Below are 17,575 nucleotides of genomic sequence, written 5' to 3' on the forward strand. Positions count from 1 at the left end.
TACAGGAGACGTTTGATACACAAAATCACTTCAATAATCACATTGGAATTTTATTAATATTCAAAGGCTTACTCACAGCTTCACTATATTTTTGATTATCAGTCCCAATTACTTCCTTTTCGCCATTAAGCCAAATCCGTACCTTTTCCCCTTTGCTGTTATCTGATACGGTCAATACAACCGACTGCATCATTTCTGCTGGTAGCTTATCCCCTGCTTCAAACATATCATCCTTAATCGAAACGGTCACAATTCCATCCTTAGAGTTTGTAATTCCTTCGATTTGAGTACCATCGCTCATTACTCGTTGTAGCCCACCTTCACGTGCAGGTCCTTTAATTAATTCCTGCAAAGCAGCTTGTACCTGATCTCCCCCAGCAGGCACAAATCGGGTCACTGGTACAAAATAAGAATTTCCGTCCTCTGTCTGAGAGGAGAAATAGACGGTAACAGGGCTTGTACCTGATAAGGTGGTACTATTCCCAATTTCTAAATTAATGCCAACCGCGCGGCTGAGATCACGATCGAGTGGTGTACCATTTACCGGCATCTCATTTAGCTTATTTCCATCCACCCATAATTGCACAAATTTAATCTCTGGAAATTCGGTGAGTGTCCAAGTGACAGACTCCATAATTTTACGTTCGTCTTTGGCATCATATTGACTAAACGGTTTTGTAAATTCGACAATGGCTAACTTCTCTTCTGCCTTCACTGTTACTGCCTTGACCTCAGTGCCTTGTGGCAATACTCCTGTAAATCCATGAGGGATCAGACCACGATAAGGCCCATTTTGGACTAACATTCCTAAGGCACGTGTCATTTTATCTCCATCTGTACCTGCGGGTAGATGAAGAGATACAGGAGCAAGCAAGCCTTGATCATTTTTTAAAAATACGGTTGAAACCGCTTCTTCTGCTGGTGGTGCGGTTGTCGGACTATTATCACTATTTGCGAGCATTTGTGATTCAACCTCAGCAGGTGGCGGATCAATTTGCCCTGAACTGCTTTTGCCAAAATTACAACCTGTTAGTAATACGGGTACAGTGAGTACACAAGCTATCAACGTTATTTTCAGTCTCGTCCATTTCATTACGGTAGATCCTCCCTAACAACAGTTTGTCTTACTTACTAGATGTATACGAGCCTGTGATGTGAAAAATAACTAGTCCAAATATTAAAATTTGCATCTATGGCATGTCTTGGTTAATACTAGAAGTAATATACACTCGAGGTGATTATGATGGAACAAGACTTTAATCCAAAATTAAAAGCTCCTTACGCATTAAATAGCAAAAAAGTAGCAGATGCAACACGTTATTGGCTGGATAAACGAGGAATTAAACTTGAAGAAATCGCTGAGCTTGTCATGGTCCTACAGCAAAAATATTACCCAACCCTGACGATGGAAGAATGTATTCATAATGTAGAGCAGGTTTTAAATAAACGTGAAGTACAAAATGCAGTTTTAACCGGAATTCAACTAGATATTTTGGCAGAGCAGGAACTATTGATCCCTGAGCTTCAGGAAATGATCTCAAACGATGAAGGATTATATGGCGTAGACGAAATTTTGGCCTTTTCCATTGTTAATGTGTATGGCAGTATCGGCTTTACCAATTATGGTTATGTCGATAAATTAAAGCCAGGTGTGCTGGAGCGATTAAACGATAAATCACTGGGTCCTTGTCATACATTTTTAGATGACATTGTAGGTGCAATTGCTGCATCTGCAAGCAGTCGCATCGCCCACCGTAAGCAAGCGGAGCGTGAGATTGAGAGCGGCGAGGAAACGATGGATACGGATCGTTGATTTTCCTAATTAAAAGTAATATCAAGTAAAAGAAACCCGACTATCATTTCAAACTCTAATTTGGTATGCCCCCATCAAAGTAGTAGTAGATGTTTGTTTTTTCTACTGTCTATTTTGACGGGAGCACTTCAAATAGGAGTTTCGTGATTAGCTCGGGTTTTATGTTTATTTCGTAAATTCATTAGTTATGAATTACATTATTAAGTTGTAGTGATCACATTCTATTACTGATTAAAGCTTAAGTGATATGGATGTGTAATTGTAATTGTATTTGTACCTACAGGGGCATAATCATAATAATAATTGAATGAAACAATATCGATTAGCTTCCCTGTTGCTGGATCAATGAGAACAGTGACGTTATTGAAAGTCTCCCATAGTGTATTCATGGAATATGCGCCCGTTCCTGTGACATAAATTCGGTAAAAATTAGAGTCAGATAAATAGGTCAACATTAAGGCAGGTTGATTTTTAACGTTCATCGCTGGTCTAGTAGAATTATGATAAAATACCGCTTTAGGTTCATAGGGGGAATAATCCTGGAGAGCAATATAATTAGCATCGGTATCAATAGAAATGTTATATGACTGGTAACCAGCACTATTCGTATAGGTTTCATAAAGTGAATAGCTAATATCGATTGGATGACCATTTATATAGTTGATTGTCCCTTCTTTATCTGTCTCATAAATAATCCCGGCTTCTTCACTAGTGCCGATCCGTGTTACCCGATTATCGTTTGAGATCAACCCTATTTTTTTGAACAAAATAGAATAGGTGCTGGTAGAAGAATACGTTCCATTTTGAGATAAAACTGCAAAATAATACGTTCCTGGCATCATTCTATACGTATTGGCTTTTCCAGGTACAGCATAAATTGCAGCATTGCTTCCTGATTTTTGAGCATATAATAACGAATAATTATTTGAAGATGTGATGGAGGATTGAACCATCGTTGCCTCGGTTAAGGTAACTTTATAGTAGTCAATATCATTAGGATTATCGATGACACCACTGCTACTTGAATTGAGAGTAACAGGAGTAGCTGTAGCTACCGTATCATTAATTTCGTTTGCAACATCCTTAGTGCTCTCATAATAAGCAAAGGCAAAGTTTCCTGATCCCTCATAACCCCCAATAGCGAAGAAATAGATTCCTGCATTCAGCACATTATTAAAGTATTCGGGTGTACCTAAACCACTAGTAGCACTTCCTCCTATTAACTCAAGCTGATAGGTTTCTTCATTTAAGGAATATAAATATAAATCCGCATCTAATGCCTCCACCATTTGCAAAAGAATCGTCACTTTACTCTTTTCAGCAAGACTAAATGCATACCATCTTAATTCACCTGTCTGTGTAATTTGTGCTTGGGTAACCGTATCATTTGTAACAAGGTAGGCACTGTTAGGGTCAGTATTATCTGAAGTGGTGTTTAATCGTTGTGTATTCATCTTATTTTTTAATTGATAGGTTTCATCAATGTTTTTTCTAGTTAACACGTTTGCTTCTTTACTTGATACCTCTGTAGCTTGAAGCTCTTCTGAAGGAAGCTCTACAAAATTTAGGTCTGGCTGCACTGTGGATAAATCTATCACTTTCCCTGTGGCTTCTGTATTTGCTGTGGGCTCAATATTTGGTGTAGAATCCGCTTGTACTATGCCTCCATTAGAAATTGTAAGGACAAGCATAGAAAATAAAATTACAGATATTAATTTTTTCTTCAACATAACTCCCTCACCTTCATTCATTTTTATTTAAGCTTCCTGTATAACTTTCCTAATCCTCCCTTCTAATTCAGCATAACCCCCGATTATTTGGGATATAGTAATATATTTGCATATTATTCTAATATTTTCTATTCTTTTTTTTAAAATTTAATATATTTATTATAAAAAGCACAAAAAAATACCCTTAGTTTTCCTAAGGGCACTCAATTGACTAGCTAATGCTTATACGGATATTTACCATCTCTATTATTTAATTTGAACCCACCATGATCATCCGCTTTGAATGATTCGCATCATAGATCTCACCGTTATAGCCACCATAAATAGTTTCTAAGGTTAAACCTGCTTTCGATAAAAGCGATTGAAAGTCTTCACTAGTGTACAAGCGGATACGCTCAAGATAATGTCGCTCAGGCTGCGTACTATGCAAGCCCTCATAATTAATATCTGTAATTGTAATATGTTTTTTGACATAACCATGCTCAATGCTACGCTTCTCTTGGATCAGCTGTCCTTCATCCACACGCTGCGATTCTGGAACCAGATTAGCCATTGTGTATGCTGGGTTTAAAAAATCGATAATAAACTTTCCACCTGGGACAAGAAGTCTTTTTATTTCTTGAAGCACCTGTAAATGCTCCTCATCTCTCTCAAAATAACCAAAGGAGGAAAACAAATTGACAATGGCATCAAATTGCCCTGTGATTGGCAAACTCCGCATATCTGCTTTAATAAATTTTATCTGTTGCTCTGTATCATTTTTTTGTGCTTCCCGTAGCAAAACCTTAGATAAATCAACACCAGTTACCTCATAACCTGCTTCAGCTAGTGCTAACGAATGTCTGCCCATCCCACAGCACAAATCTAGTACTGTTGCTCCCTTCTCTAAGTTTAACCATGAGATCATTTTATGTACTTCCTGCTTAGCTCCTTGCATATCCCGATGTTTATATACTAATAAGTAGTCTTCACCAAAGCTTCGTTCAAACCATTCAGACATAACTATACCTCCATAAAATTAAATCCTATATCCCTATCATTCCAACTACATATCCCTACATTCCAACTAATATTTAAATTGAATTTGTCTATGTAGCATAACAGTTGCGTGGGTATCTTAAGCGGATTGAGATCACATAAAAAATTCATCTATGTATATTGTAACGCTTGTATATATAAAAACAACGGAAGAAACCTATAGCTTCTTCCGTTTGTTTATGATCAAACTATTATTTTTTGTTTGTATTTGTTGCTGCGCTTTCTGATGTATCTTTCTTTTCAGGATACAGTTTATTTTCAACCTTCATTTTAACCTTTAAATCGTCTAACCAAGCTGCTTGCTTTTCGCTAACCTTTTGTCCGATAAGGGTTCTCTTGATTTCATCCTTTTTCTCATCAAGCGTTGCTGTGTGAGCTTCCTTGCGATCAGTCAACTTAATGACAACATAACCCTGTTCTGTTTTAACTGGTGCGCTCACTTCATCTTTAGCAAGTTTAAAGGCTGCATCGGCAATTGCCTCTTCCTTTTGACCTTTAGCATAAAAGTCAGTGTCGCCACCTTTTTCTTTTGTTACTGTATCCAGTGATTTTGCCTTCGCTAACTCCGCAAAGTCTTTACCACCCTCTAGCTCTTTAATAATTGCTTTTGCTTCATCTTCTGTTTTCACTAAAATCTCGGAAGTACGAACTTGCTCTGGTGTATTAAATTGTTCTTTATATTGTTCAAATGTGTCACTAACTTCTTTGTCAGTTACCTCTGGATTAATCAGCTTCGTTACCTTCAGATTAACCATTAGGTTTTCTTTCAAGTTATCCATCGTCATGCCATATTGCTGTAAAGCTTGATCCAGATTTTCCTGTGATCCATATTGCTCTACCATTTCTTTAATTTTTTCATCAATATCAGCTTCAGTTACAGTCACTTTTTGTTGTTTAGCAGCTTGATCGACCATTTTTTGGTTAATCAAGTTGTTTAATGCCGCTTCCCCACCAGTCTTGAGCAACTCATCATATAGCATGTCCTTCGTAATTTCAACACCGTCTACAGTTGCCACTGCTTCATTGCTACTTTTAGCAAAAGGAGATTTAAATAATGCGACAACAAGCAAAACAGCCAAAACTAAGGAGATAATTGGCCATACTTTATTATTTGGTTTTGATCCTTCCCCAGATGTATTGGAATGAAGAGGTTCCGAGGCTTGTCTCTCCATAACATTTTTTACGTCTTGTGTATTCTCCTGATCAACTACTTCATGTTCAGTTACAGTTGGTTGCTCCTCTTGCACTTTACCCTCTTCGTGATTATCTAATTCATTCGTTGCTTCAAGCTCTTTTTTTTCTTTCTCATCCATAGCTTAAACAAGACTCCCTTCGATTAAATAAACTTTAATTATTATTCTAATATGACTTTACCAGATTCTCACTAATTTAACCTTAAAGCAACATAAAAAAAATAAATATTTTTTAAGCTTCCCTTAACAAAAGCACGATTTTCAAATTTGCCCAAAAAGGTGTACACTAAAGTATAACAAAATTTTTAAAGGCTCAGACTAGAAAAGCTCGCTCATAGCAACAATTTGAATGCTAACTAGCGAGTTGATGAGAATGTTTTAGGAGGATATAAAATGAAAAATTATGAAGCTTATTTTAGTGAACATCGTGAGGAGCACATCGAGCAATTAAAGGATTGGCTTAGAATTCCGAGTGTCTCCGCACTTTCAGAGCATAAGCAAGATATGCAGCAAGCGGCAGGGTGGGCGGTAGAGGCCTTAAAGACAGCAGGACTCGAAAATGTAAAGCTACATACAACCAACGGAAATCCTGTTATTTATGCAGATTATTTGCATAGCCCTAACGCACCAACCTTGTTAATTTACGGTCATTATGACGTACAGCCTGTTGATCCTTTAAATCTGTGGGATTCCCCCCCATTTGAGCCCGAAATTCGTGGAGACAAAATTTATGCGCGTGGCGCAACAGATGACAAAGGGCAAGTTTTCCTACACATCAAAGCGATTGAAGCAATATTGAAAACAGAACAAAAGCTACCTGTGAACATTAAGTTTTGTATTGAAGGGGAGGAAGAGGTGGGAAGTCCAAACTTACCTATTTTTATTGAATCTAACCTTGATCTTCTTCAATGCGATTATGTATTAGTTTCTGATACCTCACTACTTGAAAAAGGAAAACCTGCGATTTGTACAGGACTACGTGGTCTTTGCTCGATGGAAGTCAAAGTGACCACTGCAAATACAGATCTACACTCCGGTTCCTTTGGTGGTGGTGTTCCGAACGCACTTCATGCGATGGTTTCGTTGTTGTCTTCCTTCCATGATGAGCAAGGCAAAGTCACGGTAGAGGGCTTTTATGAAGGAACACCTGAAATGACGCCTGAGCTTAGAGCGGAGTTCGCTAAATTACAGCATGACGATGATAAACTGGCGCAAAGCTTAGAATTAAGCTCCTTATTTGGAGAAGAAGAATTTACCTTTGTAGAAAGAATTGGTGCTCGTCCTACCCTTGAGTTAAATGGTGTTTATGGGGGCTTCCAAGGAGAGGGTAGTAAAACCGTCATCCCTAGAGAGGCAAACGCAAAAATTACTTGCCGCTTAGTTGGAAAACAAGACCCTCAGGATATTCTTAACAAAATTGAGCGTCATGTAAATCAACATATTCAAAAAGGTGCTAAGGTAGAGTTTACACCTCTTGAACGCGCGTTTGCATTTACGATGGACCCATCCTTGCCAATTTTACAGCAAGCGGCTGATTCCTTTGAAGCGGTGTATGGCACTCGAGCTGTTTTCACTAGAGATGGTGGTTCCTTGCCAATCATTGAATCGATGTCCAGAATTTTATCTGCGCCTGCTGTATTAATGGGCTTTGGTTTACCAGATGAAAATCTACATGCACCTAACGAGCATTTTAATCTTGAAAACTTTGATAAAGGTTTGCTTACCATTACTCACTTCTTGAAGTCGCTTGAGGCATAGTAGGTTAGCTTACTAAGCAGAAAAAAAGCTGTCACTCCTCAAAGGGGAAGACAGCTTTTTTTGGCACAAAATTTTAAAGTCTTAAAATCTTAAAGTGTCTTTAAAACTTCATGCACCTGCTCTAAACTTTGTGCAGCTAGCAAGCTATTGCGGAAATCCTCATGAATAAGCTTACGGGATAAGGAAACTAAGATTTGTAAATGTTCATTTCCTACGTTTGCTTCTGGTACAGCAATCATAAATACAATGTTAACAGGTTCCCCATCTAACGATTGCCAGTCAGATGGATTTGCCAATTTAGCATATGCGATGCCTGCTTTTACTACACCTGCTGATTTACCATGCGGAATCGCTACACCAAAACCTACACCAGTAGAGCCAGACTCTTCACGTGTTAAAACAGCTTGAACGTAAGCATCCACATCTGTTACTACACCCGCGTCAGCCAATCCTTTAGCCATTGCTTTAATGATTTCAGTTTTATCACTAACCTCTAATGGAATAAATACTGCTTTATTATCTAGCAACTCATGTACATTCATTTATAGTCATCTCCTAAATATTATTTACTTGCTACTGGACGCTTGAGCAAATTAAGCACTAATGCGGTAACGATCGTACCAATGACAATCGCTAATGAATACATCAATACATTTCCGACTGCATTTGGAATTAGCATTGCAAAAATACCGCCATGTGGTGCAAGCAATGTAGCATCAAACGCCATAGATAACGCACCTGTTATTGCTGAGCCTGTAACTAGAGCTGGAATAACGCGGATTGGGTCAGCCGCACCAAATGGAATTGCGCCTTCTGTAATAAAGGATAAGCCTAATACAGCGGCAACCTTACCTGCTTCACGTTCTTCTTTGTTAAAGTTTTTAGGTCTAAGCACAGTTGCAAGCCAAATGCCAAGTGGTGGAGTCATTCCTGCTGCCATTACAGCTGCCATCGGACCATACACACTGCTTGCAAGCAAACCAACACTAAAGGTGTATGCTACCTTGTTGAAAGGTCCACCCATATCTAATGCCATCATTCCACCTAAAATTGCTCCTAATATAACAGCATTTACTGAACCGATATTTTCTAACCATGCTGCAAGACTTGTCATAATCCAGTTAAGTGGACCACCTAAAATGTAAAGCATAATTAAACCTGTTGCTAACACAGATAACAAAGGTACTACTAGAATCGGCTTCAGGCCAGCAAAGGATTTCGGTAATTTCAAATAGTCAATAAGGAATTTAGCGATGTAACCTGCTAAGAAACCAGCAAGAATCCCACCAAGGAAACCACCATTTACTGACTCGGAGATCGCTAAAGCACCACCAACAAGACCTGGTGCAAGACCGGGTTTACCTGCAATGGAGAAGGCAATAAAGCCAGCTAAAATTGGAATCATTAAGCCCATAGCAGCCTTACCAATCGTTAATAAGGTAGCACCAAACGAGCCATCCACCGGTTTTAGTCCAAAAATAAAGGAGAAAGCAATAATCAATCCACCTGCTACAACTAGAGGTAGCATATTAGAGACACCGTTCATTAAGTGCTTGTAAGCACCTTTCTTTTCTTTTGTACCTGCCATAGCAGCAATATCATCTTGCGAAGAAGCTGCTGCGGATGAAGCTGCTGCGGATGAAGCTGTCGTTGCCTCTTTTGCCAACGCTTGTTCAATTAAATCTCCCGCAATTTTAATCCCTTGCGCTACAGGAACTTTAACAACAGGTTTACCAGCAAAACGAGACTCATCAATATCTGTGTCTGCGGCGATAATTATCGCATGTGCTTCAGCAATTTCTTCAGGAGTAAGTGCATTTTCAATCCCAATTGCCCCTCTTGTTTCAACCTTTAGTGGAACATTTTTGTCCTGTGCCGCTTTTTGTAATGATTCAGCAGCCATATACGTATGTGCAATACCCGTTGGACAAGCCGTTACCGCTAATAATTTTTTCATATTATTCTCCCCCACCTTTGACAAGGTTTATTGTTAAGACAATCGTGTAATTCCAACCTGCTCTAATTTTTGTTCAACCTCTTGTACCGTAGCGACATCCGTTCCTGATTTAGAAGCAGTCACGGTTCCTGCCGCACATGCATAGCGAGCCATCTCCTCGAAGCTACGTTCATGAACTAAGCTTGAAGCAATCGCTGCAACCATCGAGTCGCCTGCACCTACTGTACTTTTAGGTTCAATTGGAAAAGGAGTAACCCGCAACGTTTCAGTCTTATTAACAAAAATCGATCCGTCTTTTCCCATAGACACAATAACTGCATCTAATTTATAGGTATCGATGAGCTCTTGACAGGCATTTACAATTTCAGAATCTGTAGGAAGCTGTCTATTTAACAAGCCTTCTAGCTCATGAATATTAGGCTTGATTACAGTGGGATGAGCTTTTAAGCCATGTAAAAATGACTCTCCCTCCGCATCCAAAATACTCAGCACACCTTGCGCATGCGCCATTTGGAGTAATTGCTCATAAATATCAACCGATAACCCTGGCGATAAGCTCCCTGCTAAGACAAGTACTGCGGCATCTTGTAGCAATTGATCAAAAAGCTCATAAAATGCCTTAAGTTCTGATGACTGAACTTCACCACCAGCCTCATTAACCTCTGTCGTTTCCTTTGTAGATTGATCTACAATTTTTAAGTTAGTGCGAGTTTCCTGATGAATGGTAACAAAGGAATTTTTAATATGAAGCGTTTCCATTTCATGTAACAGCACTGCGCCAGTATGCCCACCTACAAATCCCGTGGTAACGACCTCTTCACCAAAGCTTTGTAGCACCTTAGCCACGTTAATTCCTTTACCGCCAGCATCTACTCTTACATCAGCTACGCGATTAAGTCCACCTACAACCATCTTGTTAACATTTACTGTTTTATCCAAAGCGGGATTCAGCGTGACTGTGATGATGGTTTTCTTCATCCTTCTGCTCCTCCCTACACAATCGTGAGTTTAACATGTTGTTTTTTTATTTTTTCGGCTACGGTGACATCTAATTGTCCATCGATGATGCAATGATCAATTTCATTTAAATCTGCCACTTTAGCATAAGTAACCTTCCCAACCTTGCTATGATCACATAATAAAATGACTTCCTTAGCAATTTGCAACATTTTACGCTTGGTAGCCGCTTCAATTAAGTTAGGTGTTGTAATCCCATGCTTTAAATCTAAGCCGTTTGTAGCAATAAAGGCTTTATCTACTGTAATCATTTCCATACAACGTTCCGCCATCGGTCCAACAAATGCAAGGGTCTCCGCACGCATAATTCCACCTACCATCGATACCTCAAGGTGACGAGCATCCCTTAGCTCATTTAACACAATGATTGAATTTGTAATGACTGTGACTCTTAATTGTGCTTTACGCAATTCCTTTGCAAGCTGTAATGTCGTTGTTCCGGAATCTAAAAAAATTGAGTCACCTTCATGAATTAACTCAAATGCAGCAGCTCCAATTTTCTCTTTTTCTTGTTTAAACTGATCTTCCTTCTCAAGGACATTAGGCTCAAAATTAACACTTTCCAAGCAAACAGCCCCACCATGCGTACGCTTCAGTAATCTTGCATCCTCTAATTCCTTCAAATCACGCCTGATCGTTGATTCTGAAACATCAAACAACGTGCTAAGCTCTTGAACGGATGCGCGCCCATTTTGCTGCAAGTGCTGGACAAGCTTACTTTTTCTTTCTTCCTCAAATAACATCGCTACCACCATCCTAAACAGCTATAATGATCATTTGTGATCGTTTTATTTATTTTTAATGACTGTTTATGAGTTATTATGATCATTTATAATTATATGCGCGAATTTACAACCTGTAAATAGTTTTCTCTGCTCCCTTTGAATTATTAACGAATTTTTAATTTAGGATCTATTTAATAATCAGCACTTGACTGCAATGGGAGGCTGGTAGCTACGATCCAGAGCGTTCTTGCGATTGTTGTTAAAATCATATTTTTTTTTATTAAAGTTAATTTATGGATAGAAGATGATTTTAAGAGACAATCTTCAGAATCGCTCTGTCTCTTCGCTAGTTGGGGTTAGCTGTCAAGCACTGATTTCAAGATTGAGCTATAAATTTAATTGTAAAAAATGCATCAAAACGTCTTGATCAACCTTTAATTAAGCAAGAAATAGTAAAAAAAACCTTTTGCTTTCCCCTCCACTACGAAGGTTAAAACAAAAGGATTTGTAATTTAAGTAATGACTATTTTCGAAATTATTGTAACTATGTGTATCGAGCAATCCATCTACAGGTAAGGTGGTTTGCTCTCCATCAGATTTACTTTTGGAGTTTTTGTAAAAGAATATCTTTGTGTTCCTGTGAAAGCGCAACAAGGGAATTAATTAAATCAGCCTCTTTTCTTGCGAGGTTATATAGTGTTTCGTCAATTGTACCATTAAGCAATGCTTCATCGAGTTCTTCCGAATCCTTTTGGATTACATCTCCTGACGGCAAAATGACAAATCTAAAAATAAATCATCCATCATTTACAATGCAAACATTTTGGTCAAAGTATTTTACGTCAGCGGCTCTTTAACTTTGGCAATTTTCAGAAGTGATATGTAGCCTTTAAAATTGTCCATTTCAAGATATAACTGGGCATATTCTCTTTTCAATACACGTTTCCAATCTGAACGGTCACCATATTTTCTCTTCAAGTCTTCATCACCCATATAATCGGCTTATTACGCTCATGATGAGTTTAAATTAATGATCATAAAATTAGTAGTTGACAAACAACTCACAGTAGCGAAGGGACAGAGGGATTCTGGAGAAGCGACAGCGGTCGTATTTAAAACCGGATTCCAACAATTATGTTTACCAATATAAGGTATCTGGTTTTAATAACGATCGTAAGAACGCTCTGTCTCGTAGCTTCCATCTTCCTCATTGTCAACTACTAATCCCGCCGCCACTTCATTAACCAATAATCAAGCAGATCAATGAGAAGGAACAATACAAATCCAAGGAAGCTAAACAGCAATATCCCACCATACATACCGTTGTAATCTAATCTCAACCACGCATCCATAATGTAAAAGCCCATACCGTATTCTGTCCCATATATTTCTGTGAAAAACAATACGGAAATCGCTGTCCCCAAGGAAATGCGAATCGTACTAAAAATGACTGATAACGCACCTGGTAACGTAATATGATAAAACTTTTGAAAGCGTCCTGCACCAAGTGTACTTAATACATCATACGTATTGTCAGGGATTGCTTTGACACCGTCGCGAACGGAAATAATGATTTGAAAAATTAAAATTAACATAATCATTAATATTTTAGAGCCTTCGCCTAAGCCAAAAAAGAGCATCACTACAGGTAATAAGGCAATTTTCGGAATCGGATAAGTTAAATATACAACGGGATCTAATAAACGATTGATGATTTTAGAACGGCCCATGATAATCCCTATCGTCATCCCAAGCACAAGTGCCAACAGCATTCCCACAAAAATACGAGTTAAGCTATACAATATATGTAAGCCCATCTCAGCCTTATCATACTGCAAGATAACCTGATATACATCAATTGGACTTGGCAAAATAGGATGATCAATTATGAGGTAAAGCACATACCAGCCTACATTCATAAGCAAAAAGACAGTCATTAATGTAATAAGGTGTTTTACTTTTTTTTGTTTTACCATTTTTCCTGCATTACCTTTCTAATTGCCTTCATTTGTTCAAAAAAGAGAGGATGCTCTCGCTTACTATTATAAGGAACGGGAAACACTGGATTATCTATCATCGTTAATGCGTCGTCTTTGTTTGCAGGCATGATAACAATTTTTTGACCTAACACAATCGCCTCATCTACATCATGGGTAACAAACAAGGTTGTTGTAGGATGTGTTGCCCAATTTTGTAAAAATATATGCTGGATTTCTTCTCTCGTTATAGCATCCAATGCAGAAAAAGGCTCATCTAAAAGCATAATTTGGGGTTGAATCGCAAAGGTACGCGCTAACGCCACTCTTTGCTGTTGCCCGCCACTAATCGCTAGTGGAAATTTGTGAGCTAAATTCGCAATCCCCATCGCAGTAAGCCAAAGCTGACTTTGAGCATGCTGCTCTTCTCTTGTTAAATCTCTTCGACTAATTTTTAGGGCAGTCATAATGTTGGAGTGTACCGTTTTCCAAGGTAATAAACCATAATTTTGTGGTACAAAACCAATAAGTGTATCCTGATTTTTTTGCAGTTGAGAATTGTTATATAAAATTTCACCTTGAGTAGGTTGAATTAAGCCAGCAACACTTCGTAATAACGTCGATTTCCCACAGCCTGATGGTCCTAGCAATGTATAAATTTGATGCTCAGGCACATTCAAATCAATCCCATTTAAGGCTAACTCTCCACTGACATAACGAACGCTCACATCGGCAATTTGCAGCCCACTTGATTTTATCAAATTTTTATTTGTCGAATGCAACATTTGAAATCACTTCTTTAGGGGAAATGTCTTTCTTTAACAAACCTTTTGACTTCGCCCAAGCAAACGCACGCTCCACTTGCTTTTCATCCACTTGATTTGCCGCAACATAAGCAGGCACTGTAATTTCATTTTTTAATGTAGTTGGATAACCCACTTCTTTAATAATGAGGTCGATATATTCATCTTGCTTATGAGTTTTCATGTAATCCACTGCATCATTATAAGCTTGATACATCGCAACGATCTCTTTTGACTTCACATCAATGACGCTTTGCGGAATTGCCAAAATAAACGGATTAATTTCCGCTGTATGTGTAGAGCTTAACACCGTTAATCCAGCCGCTTTTCCCATCGTTACAAATGGTTCAGGTAAAATCGCAGCATCTGATTTGTTATTTTTAAGCAATTCTAAACGGGTTGGAATTTGTGGAACCTCTGTAATGTTGATATCATCTTCAGTAAGTCCTACTTGCTCAAGCATCATTGCTACTGTATATTGTGTAGATGTATTTTTGGATAAGATCACATTTTTCCCTTTTAAATCCTTAACCTCTTTAATGTCCGCAGATCCCGTCAACAAATCAAATTCACCAAAGGTTGTACTCGTTGCCTTTACGTCCAATCCAGCTTGATTATAAATCGCTAAAGCAACAAGATCCGCACTAATCGCTTCAATTTTACCTGCTTGAAACGCTACATCCCGATCCTTAGCACTTTTAAAGGTTTGGATATTTAAATTTACACCATGGTTTTTATCAAACCCTTGTTCATGTGCAATTACAAATGGAATTGCATCTATGGAAGGCAGCATTCCAAGATTAAGCTCGCCAAGTTGCTCCGCTTGTGCTTGATTGCCACCATTTTTTTCTTTGTCAGCTTCATCTGCACTAGAGTTGAACGCTTTGTCTTTTGCCCCACATGCAGCAAGCATACTTACTAAAAGAACAATTAAAATCGATAATGCCCATTTTTGCTTTACAGTTTTTTCAGTCTTTCCTTTTAACAATGTCAAAACCCCCGTCTGTTCACTATGATAGCTATATTTTAGATCATTAATTACGAATTCATTAATTACTAACAACTAAATGAATTGATCTTTCAATTTCTTAATACGTGTAAAAAAATGAGTCTCCTTCCTCTTGAATTGATATTGAGCATTTATTCACAAGTCACATCAAACAAAAACATGACAACGTGCCCCGCCTAAACAATGCAATTTTACACCAATCCTCACATTTTGTATATTTATAAATTAAAATATTTGAGGTTTGATATAAATTTGGCGCGCGAGCAAAGCTTGATGGAAGACGGATATTGAAAGATTGTGGAATCATGAAGTAGTCGCTGTTAAAACTAATTTTTTTCCTTTAACTTTCTTCAACGACTCAATCCGCTTTTAGTATTTGACACTTACTTACAGTAGCGAAGGGGCAGAGGGATGGTGGAGAAGCGAACGCGGCCGCCTTTAAGGTATGACTTTTATCATTTATAAGCTATATTTAAAAAAGTCATACCTTAACAGCGGTTGAAGCCACCCTCTGCACCGTAGCAACATACTCCCAATAGTGTCAAGTACTGATTTTTGATTGAGTCATTATAATAAATATTAGTTTGAACCGCGAGTGGTACATTCACTACTTGTACTACCAGCATCCTTTGTGCCTCTACCATTAATTTATATTAAGCCGAAAAAAAAGAGCTACTTAGAAGTAGCCCTCCATCTTAAAATCAACCCCAATTTGTGAAAAAGTAACATCACGAAGTGGCTTCGCCTCGCTCATTAGCTGTACGCCTGCACCTTCTAGGAAGGTTGGAGCCTCTGCGCCACCCACTACTTTGGGAGCAATATACAAAATCAACTTATCGACAAGTCCCTGCTCGATAAAGGAGGCATTCACATGTCCCCCACCTTCAATCATTAAGGAGGAATATTCGTGCGCACCTAAAGTTTCAAGCACTTCCTTTAAATTAACCTGATCAGTTGATGTTCGAAATACTTTGATCCCAAGCTGCTGAAGTCTTGCCTGCTTTTCCTCGTCAGGAGAATGACCAGTAAAAATCCAAGTTGGTGCTTCTCCATCGGTAATCACTCTTGCCTCTTCTGGAATACGTAACGTACTATCTAAAACTACACGTAATGGATTGCGCCCATGAGGCAATCTAGTAGTTAGCTGCGAATCATCATGAATGATCGTGCCTACTCCAACTAAAATTGCAGCATATTCATGACGTAAACGATGGACATCCTCTCTTGCTGCTTCAGAGGTAATCCATTTACTGCTTGCTTCACGCGTCGCAATTTTACCATCCATCGTCATCGCTGATTTCAGCATCACGAAGGGTGTTTTTGTTACGATATATTTGTTAAAGACTTCATTCATCTTCGTTGATTCCTCGGCTAACACACCTTGAATGACTTCAATTCCCGCATCCTGCAAAATTTTAATGCCCCTACCCGCAACCAGTGGGTTCGGATCTAAAGCAGCAATGACGACCTTTGTAATCCCCGCTTGTACGATGGCCTCGGCACATGGACCTGTCCGTCCATGATGAGAGCAAGGCTCTAAGGTGACATAAATGGTTCCACCCTTAGCAGCATCACCTGCCATTCTCAACGCATGAATTTCAGCATGAGGTTCTCCAGGCTTCAAATGTGCACCTACGCCCACAATTCTTCCTTCATTAACAACGACAGAGCCCACCATCGGATTAGGTGCCGTCTGGCCTGACATCGCTTTGGCATTTTCTAAAGCAAGTCTCATATACATTTCATCTGTTTTATCATGCATATTCATTTAACATCCCTTCACCTTGTGCAAAGTGACCTGATCTTTTCACCTTTGTTTGTAAATATTTCACGTTATATTCGGACACGTCACCCCATAACGGCATTCTTCCCGAAATATTCATACCTGAAGCACGTAAAGCTTCTAATTTCTTAGGATTATTTGTTATCAAGGTTACTGGTTTTTGTCTTAAATATTGCAAGATGCTAATTGCATCGCTATAATTACGCGCATCATCAGAAAAACCTAATGCAAGGTTAGCCTCTACTGTGTCAAGACCTTCCTCTTGTAATATATACGCCATCGATTTACTTAGCAAGCCAATGCCTCGACCTTCATGGTTTGCAAGATAAAAGAGTGCACCTGCACCATGCTCTACGATTAGCTTCATCGATTGATGTAATTGATAACCACAGTCACAACGTTTGCTACCAAAAATGTCACCCGTATGACAAATGCTATGCATCCGAATTACGGCATCTGGACTATGCTCAAAATCACCATAAACAAGCACACTGGATTGTTGCCCCTCAGCAAGCTGGAGTGATGGTAGTAATGAGATCAACTCTTCTGACGTATACGCGGCATATCTAGCCCGTTCCGCTTCATCGTGAAGCGACAACCATGAATACCATTGAAACTGGATCGTTTGCCCGTCCAAATTAACAGGGAGCTTAATAGGACCAACCATAATACTTGTTGCATTTTGAGCATTCACGGTATGAATTTTATGTTTAAGCACATCAAGTGCATCGTTTGTATGATCTTGTAGCATAATAATTACACCTTCCTTTAAT

The 17,575-nt window shown here is 38.7% G+C and carries 16 protein-coding genes; 2 read left to right on the forward strand and 14 right to left on the reverse strand.

Going from position 1 to position 17,575, the window contains the following annotated elements; translation table 11 throughout:
• Positions 1-37 precede the first annotated feature (37 nt).
• A complete protein-coding gene (locus J2Z32_RS08320; RefSeq protein ID WP_210088694.1) occupies positions 38-1,093 on the reverse strand; it encodes a GerMN domain-containing protein in 1,056 nt (351 codons plus the stop codon).
• Between the two features lie 147 nt (positions 1,094-1,240).
• On the opposite strand from J2Z32_RS08320, the gene J2Z32_RS08325 reads away from it, so the two are divergent.
• Positions 1,241-1,813 (forward strand): phosphatidylglycerophosphatase A family protein, encoded by a 573-nt coding sequence (locus J2Z32_RS08325; RefSeq protein WP_425342986.1) that lies wholly within the window; start codon positions 1,241-1,243, stop codon positions 1,811-1,813.
• A gap of 224 nt (positions 1,814-2,037) precedes the next feature.
• On the opposite strand, the gene J2Z32_RS08330 is transcribed toward J2Z32_RS08325, so the two are convergent.
• From J2Z32_RS08330 to J2Z32_RS08340, 3 genes are all read right to left on the reverse strand, one after another.
• On the reverse strand, positions 2,038-3,543 hold the full coding sequence (locus J2Z32_RS08330; RefSeq protein ID WP_210088696.1) for a hypothetical protein: 1,506 nt from the start codon (positions 3,541-3,543) through the stop codon (positions 2,038-2,040).
• Positions 3,544-3,793: 250 nt separating this feature from the next.
• On the reverse strand, positions 3,794-4,543 hold the full coding sequence (locus tag J2Z32_RS08335; RefSeq protein WP_210088697.1) for a class I SAM-dependent methyltransferase: 750 nt from the start codon (positions 4,541-4,543) through the stop codon (positions 3,794-3,796).
• Positions 4,544-4,772: 229 nt separating this feature from the next.
• The gene (locus tag J2Z32_RS08340) at positions 4,773-5,894 is read right to left on the reverse strand and encodes a peptidylprolyl isomerase (protein WP_210088698.1); all 1,122 of its coding nucleotides are present in this window, start codon (positions 5,892-5,894) and stop codon (positions 4,773-4,775) included.
• Between the two features lie 273 nt (positions 5,895-6,167).
• On the opposite strand from J2Z32_RS08340, the gene J2Z32_RS08345 reads away from it, so the two are divergent.
• Positions 6,168-7,532, forward strand: coding sequence for a dipeptidase (locus tag J2Z32_RS08345; protein ID WP_210088699.1), 1,365 nt, complete (start codon positions 6,168-6,170; stop codon positions 7,530-7,532).
• A gap of 89 nt (positions 7,533-7,621) precedes the next feature.
• Here the strand turns inward: J2Z32_RS08345 and J2Z32_RS08350 are convergent, their stop codons facing one another.
• The 10 genes from J2Z32_RS08350 to J2Z32_RS08395 form a co-directional block, all read right to left on the reverse strand.
• Positions 7,622-8,074 carry a PTS sugar transporter subunit IIA gene (locus J2Z32_RS08350; RefSeq protein ID WP_210088700.1) on the reverse strand — a complete coding sequence of 151 codons (453 nt, stop codon included), beginning with the start codon at positions 8,072-8,074 and terminating at the stop codon, positions 7,622-7,624.
• Between the two features lie 20 nt (positions 8,075-8,094).
• Entirely contained in the window at positions 8,095-9,489 is a 1,395-nt protein-coding gene (locus J2Z32_RS08355) for a PTS fructose transporter subunit IIC (RefSeq protein ID WP_210088701.1), read from the reverse strand.
• 33 nt (positions 9,490-9,522) lie between these two features.
• Entirely contained in the window at positions 9,523-10,467 is a 945-nt protein-coding gene (gene pfkB / locus J2Z32_RS08360) for a 1-phosphofructokinase (protein WP_210088702.1), read from the reverse strand.
• Positions 10,468-10,481: 14 nt separating this feature from the next.
• Positions 10,482-11,249: a DeoR/GlpR family DNA-binding transcription regulator gene (locus J2Z32_RS08365; RefSeq protein ID WP_210088703.1), complete on the reverse strand. Its 768-nt coding sequence runs from the start codon at positions 11,247-11,249 to the stop codon at positions 10,482-10,484.
• A gap of 580 nt (positions 11,250-11,829) precedes the next feature.
• A complete protein-coding gene (locus tag J2Z32_RS22355; protein ID WP_245251305.1) occupies positions 11,830-12,006 on the reverse strand; it encodes a hypothetical protein in 177 nt (58 codons plus the stop codon).
• A gap of 445 nt (positions 12,007-12,451) precedes the next feature.
• Entirely contained in the window at positions 12,452-13,150 is a 699-nt protein-coding gene (locus J2Z32_RS08375) for an ABC transporter permease (RefSeq protein WP_245251306.1), read from the reverse strand.
• Between the two features lie 50 nt (positions 13,151-13,200).
• The gene (locus tag J2Z32_RS08380; protein WP_210088705.1) at positions 13,201-13,992 is read right to left on the reverse strand and encodes an ABC transporter ATP-binding protein; all 792 of its coding nucleotides are present in this window, start codon (positions 13,990-13,992) and stop codon (positions 13,201-13,203) included.
• Positions 13,973-14,998 carry an ABC transporter substrate-binding protein gene (locus J2Z32_RS08385; protein WP_245251307.1) on the reverse strand — a complete coding sequence of 342 codons (1,026 nt, stop codon included), beginning with the start codon at positions 14,996-14,998 and terminating at the stop codon, positions 13,973-13,975. Before J2Z32_RS08385 ends, J2Z32_RS08380 begins: the two co-directional genes overlap by 20 nt.
• A 697-nt stretch (positions 14,999-15,695) precedes the next feature.
• Positions 15,696-16,787 carry a bifunctional diaminohydroxyphosphoribosylaminopyrimidine deaminase/5-amino-6-(5-phosphoribosylamino)uracil reductase RibD gene (gene ribD / locus J2Z32_RS08390; RefSeq protein WP_210088706.1) on the reverse strand — a complete coding sequence of 364 codons (1,092 nt, stop codon included), beginning with the start codon at positions 16,785-16,787 and terminating at the stop codon, positions 15,696-15,698.
• Positions 16,774-17,553 carry a GTP cyclohydrolase II gene (locus J2Z32_RS08395; RefSeq protein ID WP_210088707.1) on the reverse strand — a complete coding sequence of 260 codons (780 nt, stop codon included), beginning with the start codon at positions 17,551-17,553 and terminating at the stop codon, positions 16,774-16,776. Before J2Z32_RS08395 ends, ribD begins: the two co-directional genes overlap by 14 nt.
• Positions 17,554-17,575: the final 22 nt, after the last annotated feature.

This window comes from Paenibacillus turicensis, assembly GCF_017873435.1.
GTDB classification, from domain to species: Bacteria; Bacillota; Bacilli; order Paenibacillales; family Paenibacillaceae; genus Fontibacillus; species Fontibacillus turicensis.

Bases quoted from the DNA above. Each gene is read 5' to 3' on its own strand.
- J2Z32_RS08320 (WP_210088694.1), bottom strand. From the start codon at position 1,093: ATGAAATGGACGAGACTGAAAATAACGTTGATAGCTTGTGTACTCACT.
- J2Z32_RS08325 (WP_425342986.1), top strand. From the start codon at position 1,241: ATGATGGAACAAGACTTTAATCCAAAATTAAAAGCTCCTTACGCATTA.
- J2Z32_RS08330 (WP_210088696.1), bottom strand. From the start codon at position 3,543: ATGTTGAAGAAAAAATTAATATCTGTAATTTTATTTTCTATGCTTGTC.
- J2Z32_RS08335 (WP_210088697.1), bottom strand. From the start codon at position 4,543: ATGTCTGAATGGTTTGAACGAAGCTTTGGTGAAGACTACTTATTAGTA.
- J2Z32_RS08340 (WP_210088698.1), bottom strand. From the start codon at position 5,894: ATGGATGAGAAAGAAAAAAAAGAGCTTGAAGCAACGAATGAATTAGAT.
- J2Z32_RS08345 (WP_210088699.1), top strand. From the start codon at position 6,168: ATGAAAAATTATGAAGCTTATTTTAGTGAACATCGTGAGGAGCACATC.
- J2Z32_RS08350 (WP_210088700.1), bottom strand. From the start codon at position 8,074: ATGAATGTACATGAGTTGCTAGATAATAAAGCAGTATTTATTCCATTA.
- J2Z32_RS08355 (WP_210088701.1), bottom strand. From the start codon at position 9,489: ATGAAAAAATTATTAGCGGTAACGGCTTGTCCAACGGGTATTGCACAT.
- pfkB (WP_210088702.1), bottom strand. From the start codon at position 10,467: ATGAAGAAAACCATCATCACAGTCACGCTGAATCCCGCTTTGGATAAA.
- J2Z32_RS08365 (WP_210088703.1), bottom strand. From the start codon at position 11,249: ATGTTATTTGAGGAAGAAAGAAAAAGTAAGCTTGTCCAGCACTTGCAG.
- J2Z32_RS08375 (WP_245251306.1), bottom strand. From the start codon at position 13,150: ATGAATGTAGGCTGGTATGTGCTTTACCTCATAATTGATCATCCTATT.
- J2Z32_RS08380 (WP_210088705.1), bottom strand. From the start codon at position 13,992: ATGTTGCATTCGACAAATAAAAATTTGATAAAATCAAGTGGGCTGCAA.
- ribD (WP_210088706.1), bottom strand. From the start codon at position 16,787: ATGAATATGCATGATAAAACAGATGAAATGTATATGAGACTTGCTTTA.
- J2Z32_RS08395 (WP_210088707.1), bottom strand. From the start codon at position 17,553: ATGCTACAAGATCATACAAACGATGCACTTGATGTGCTTAAACATAAA.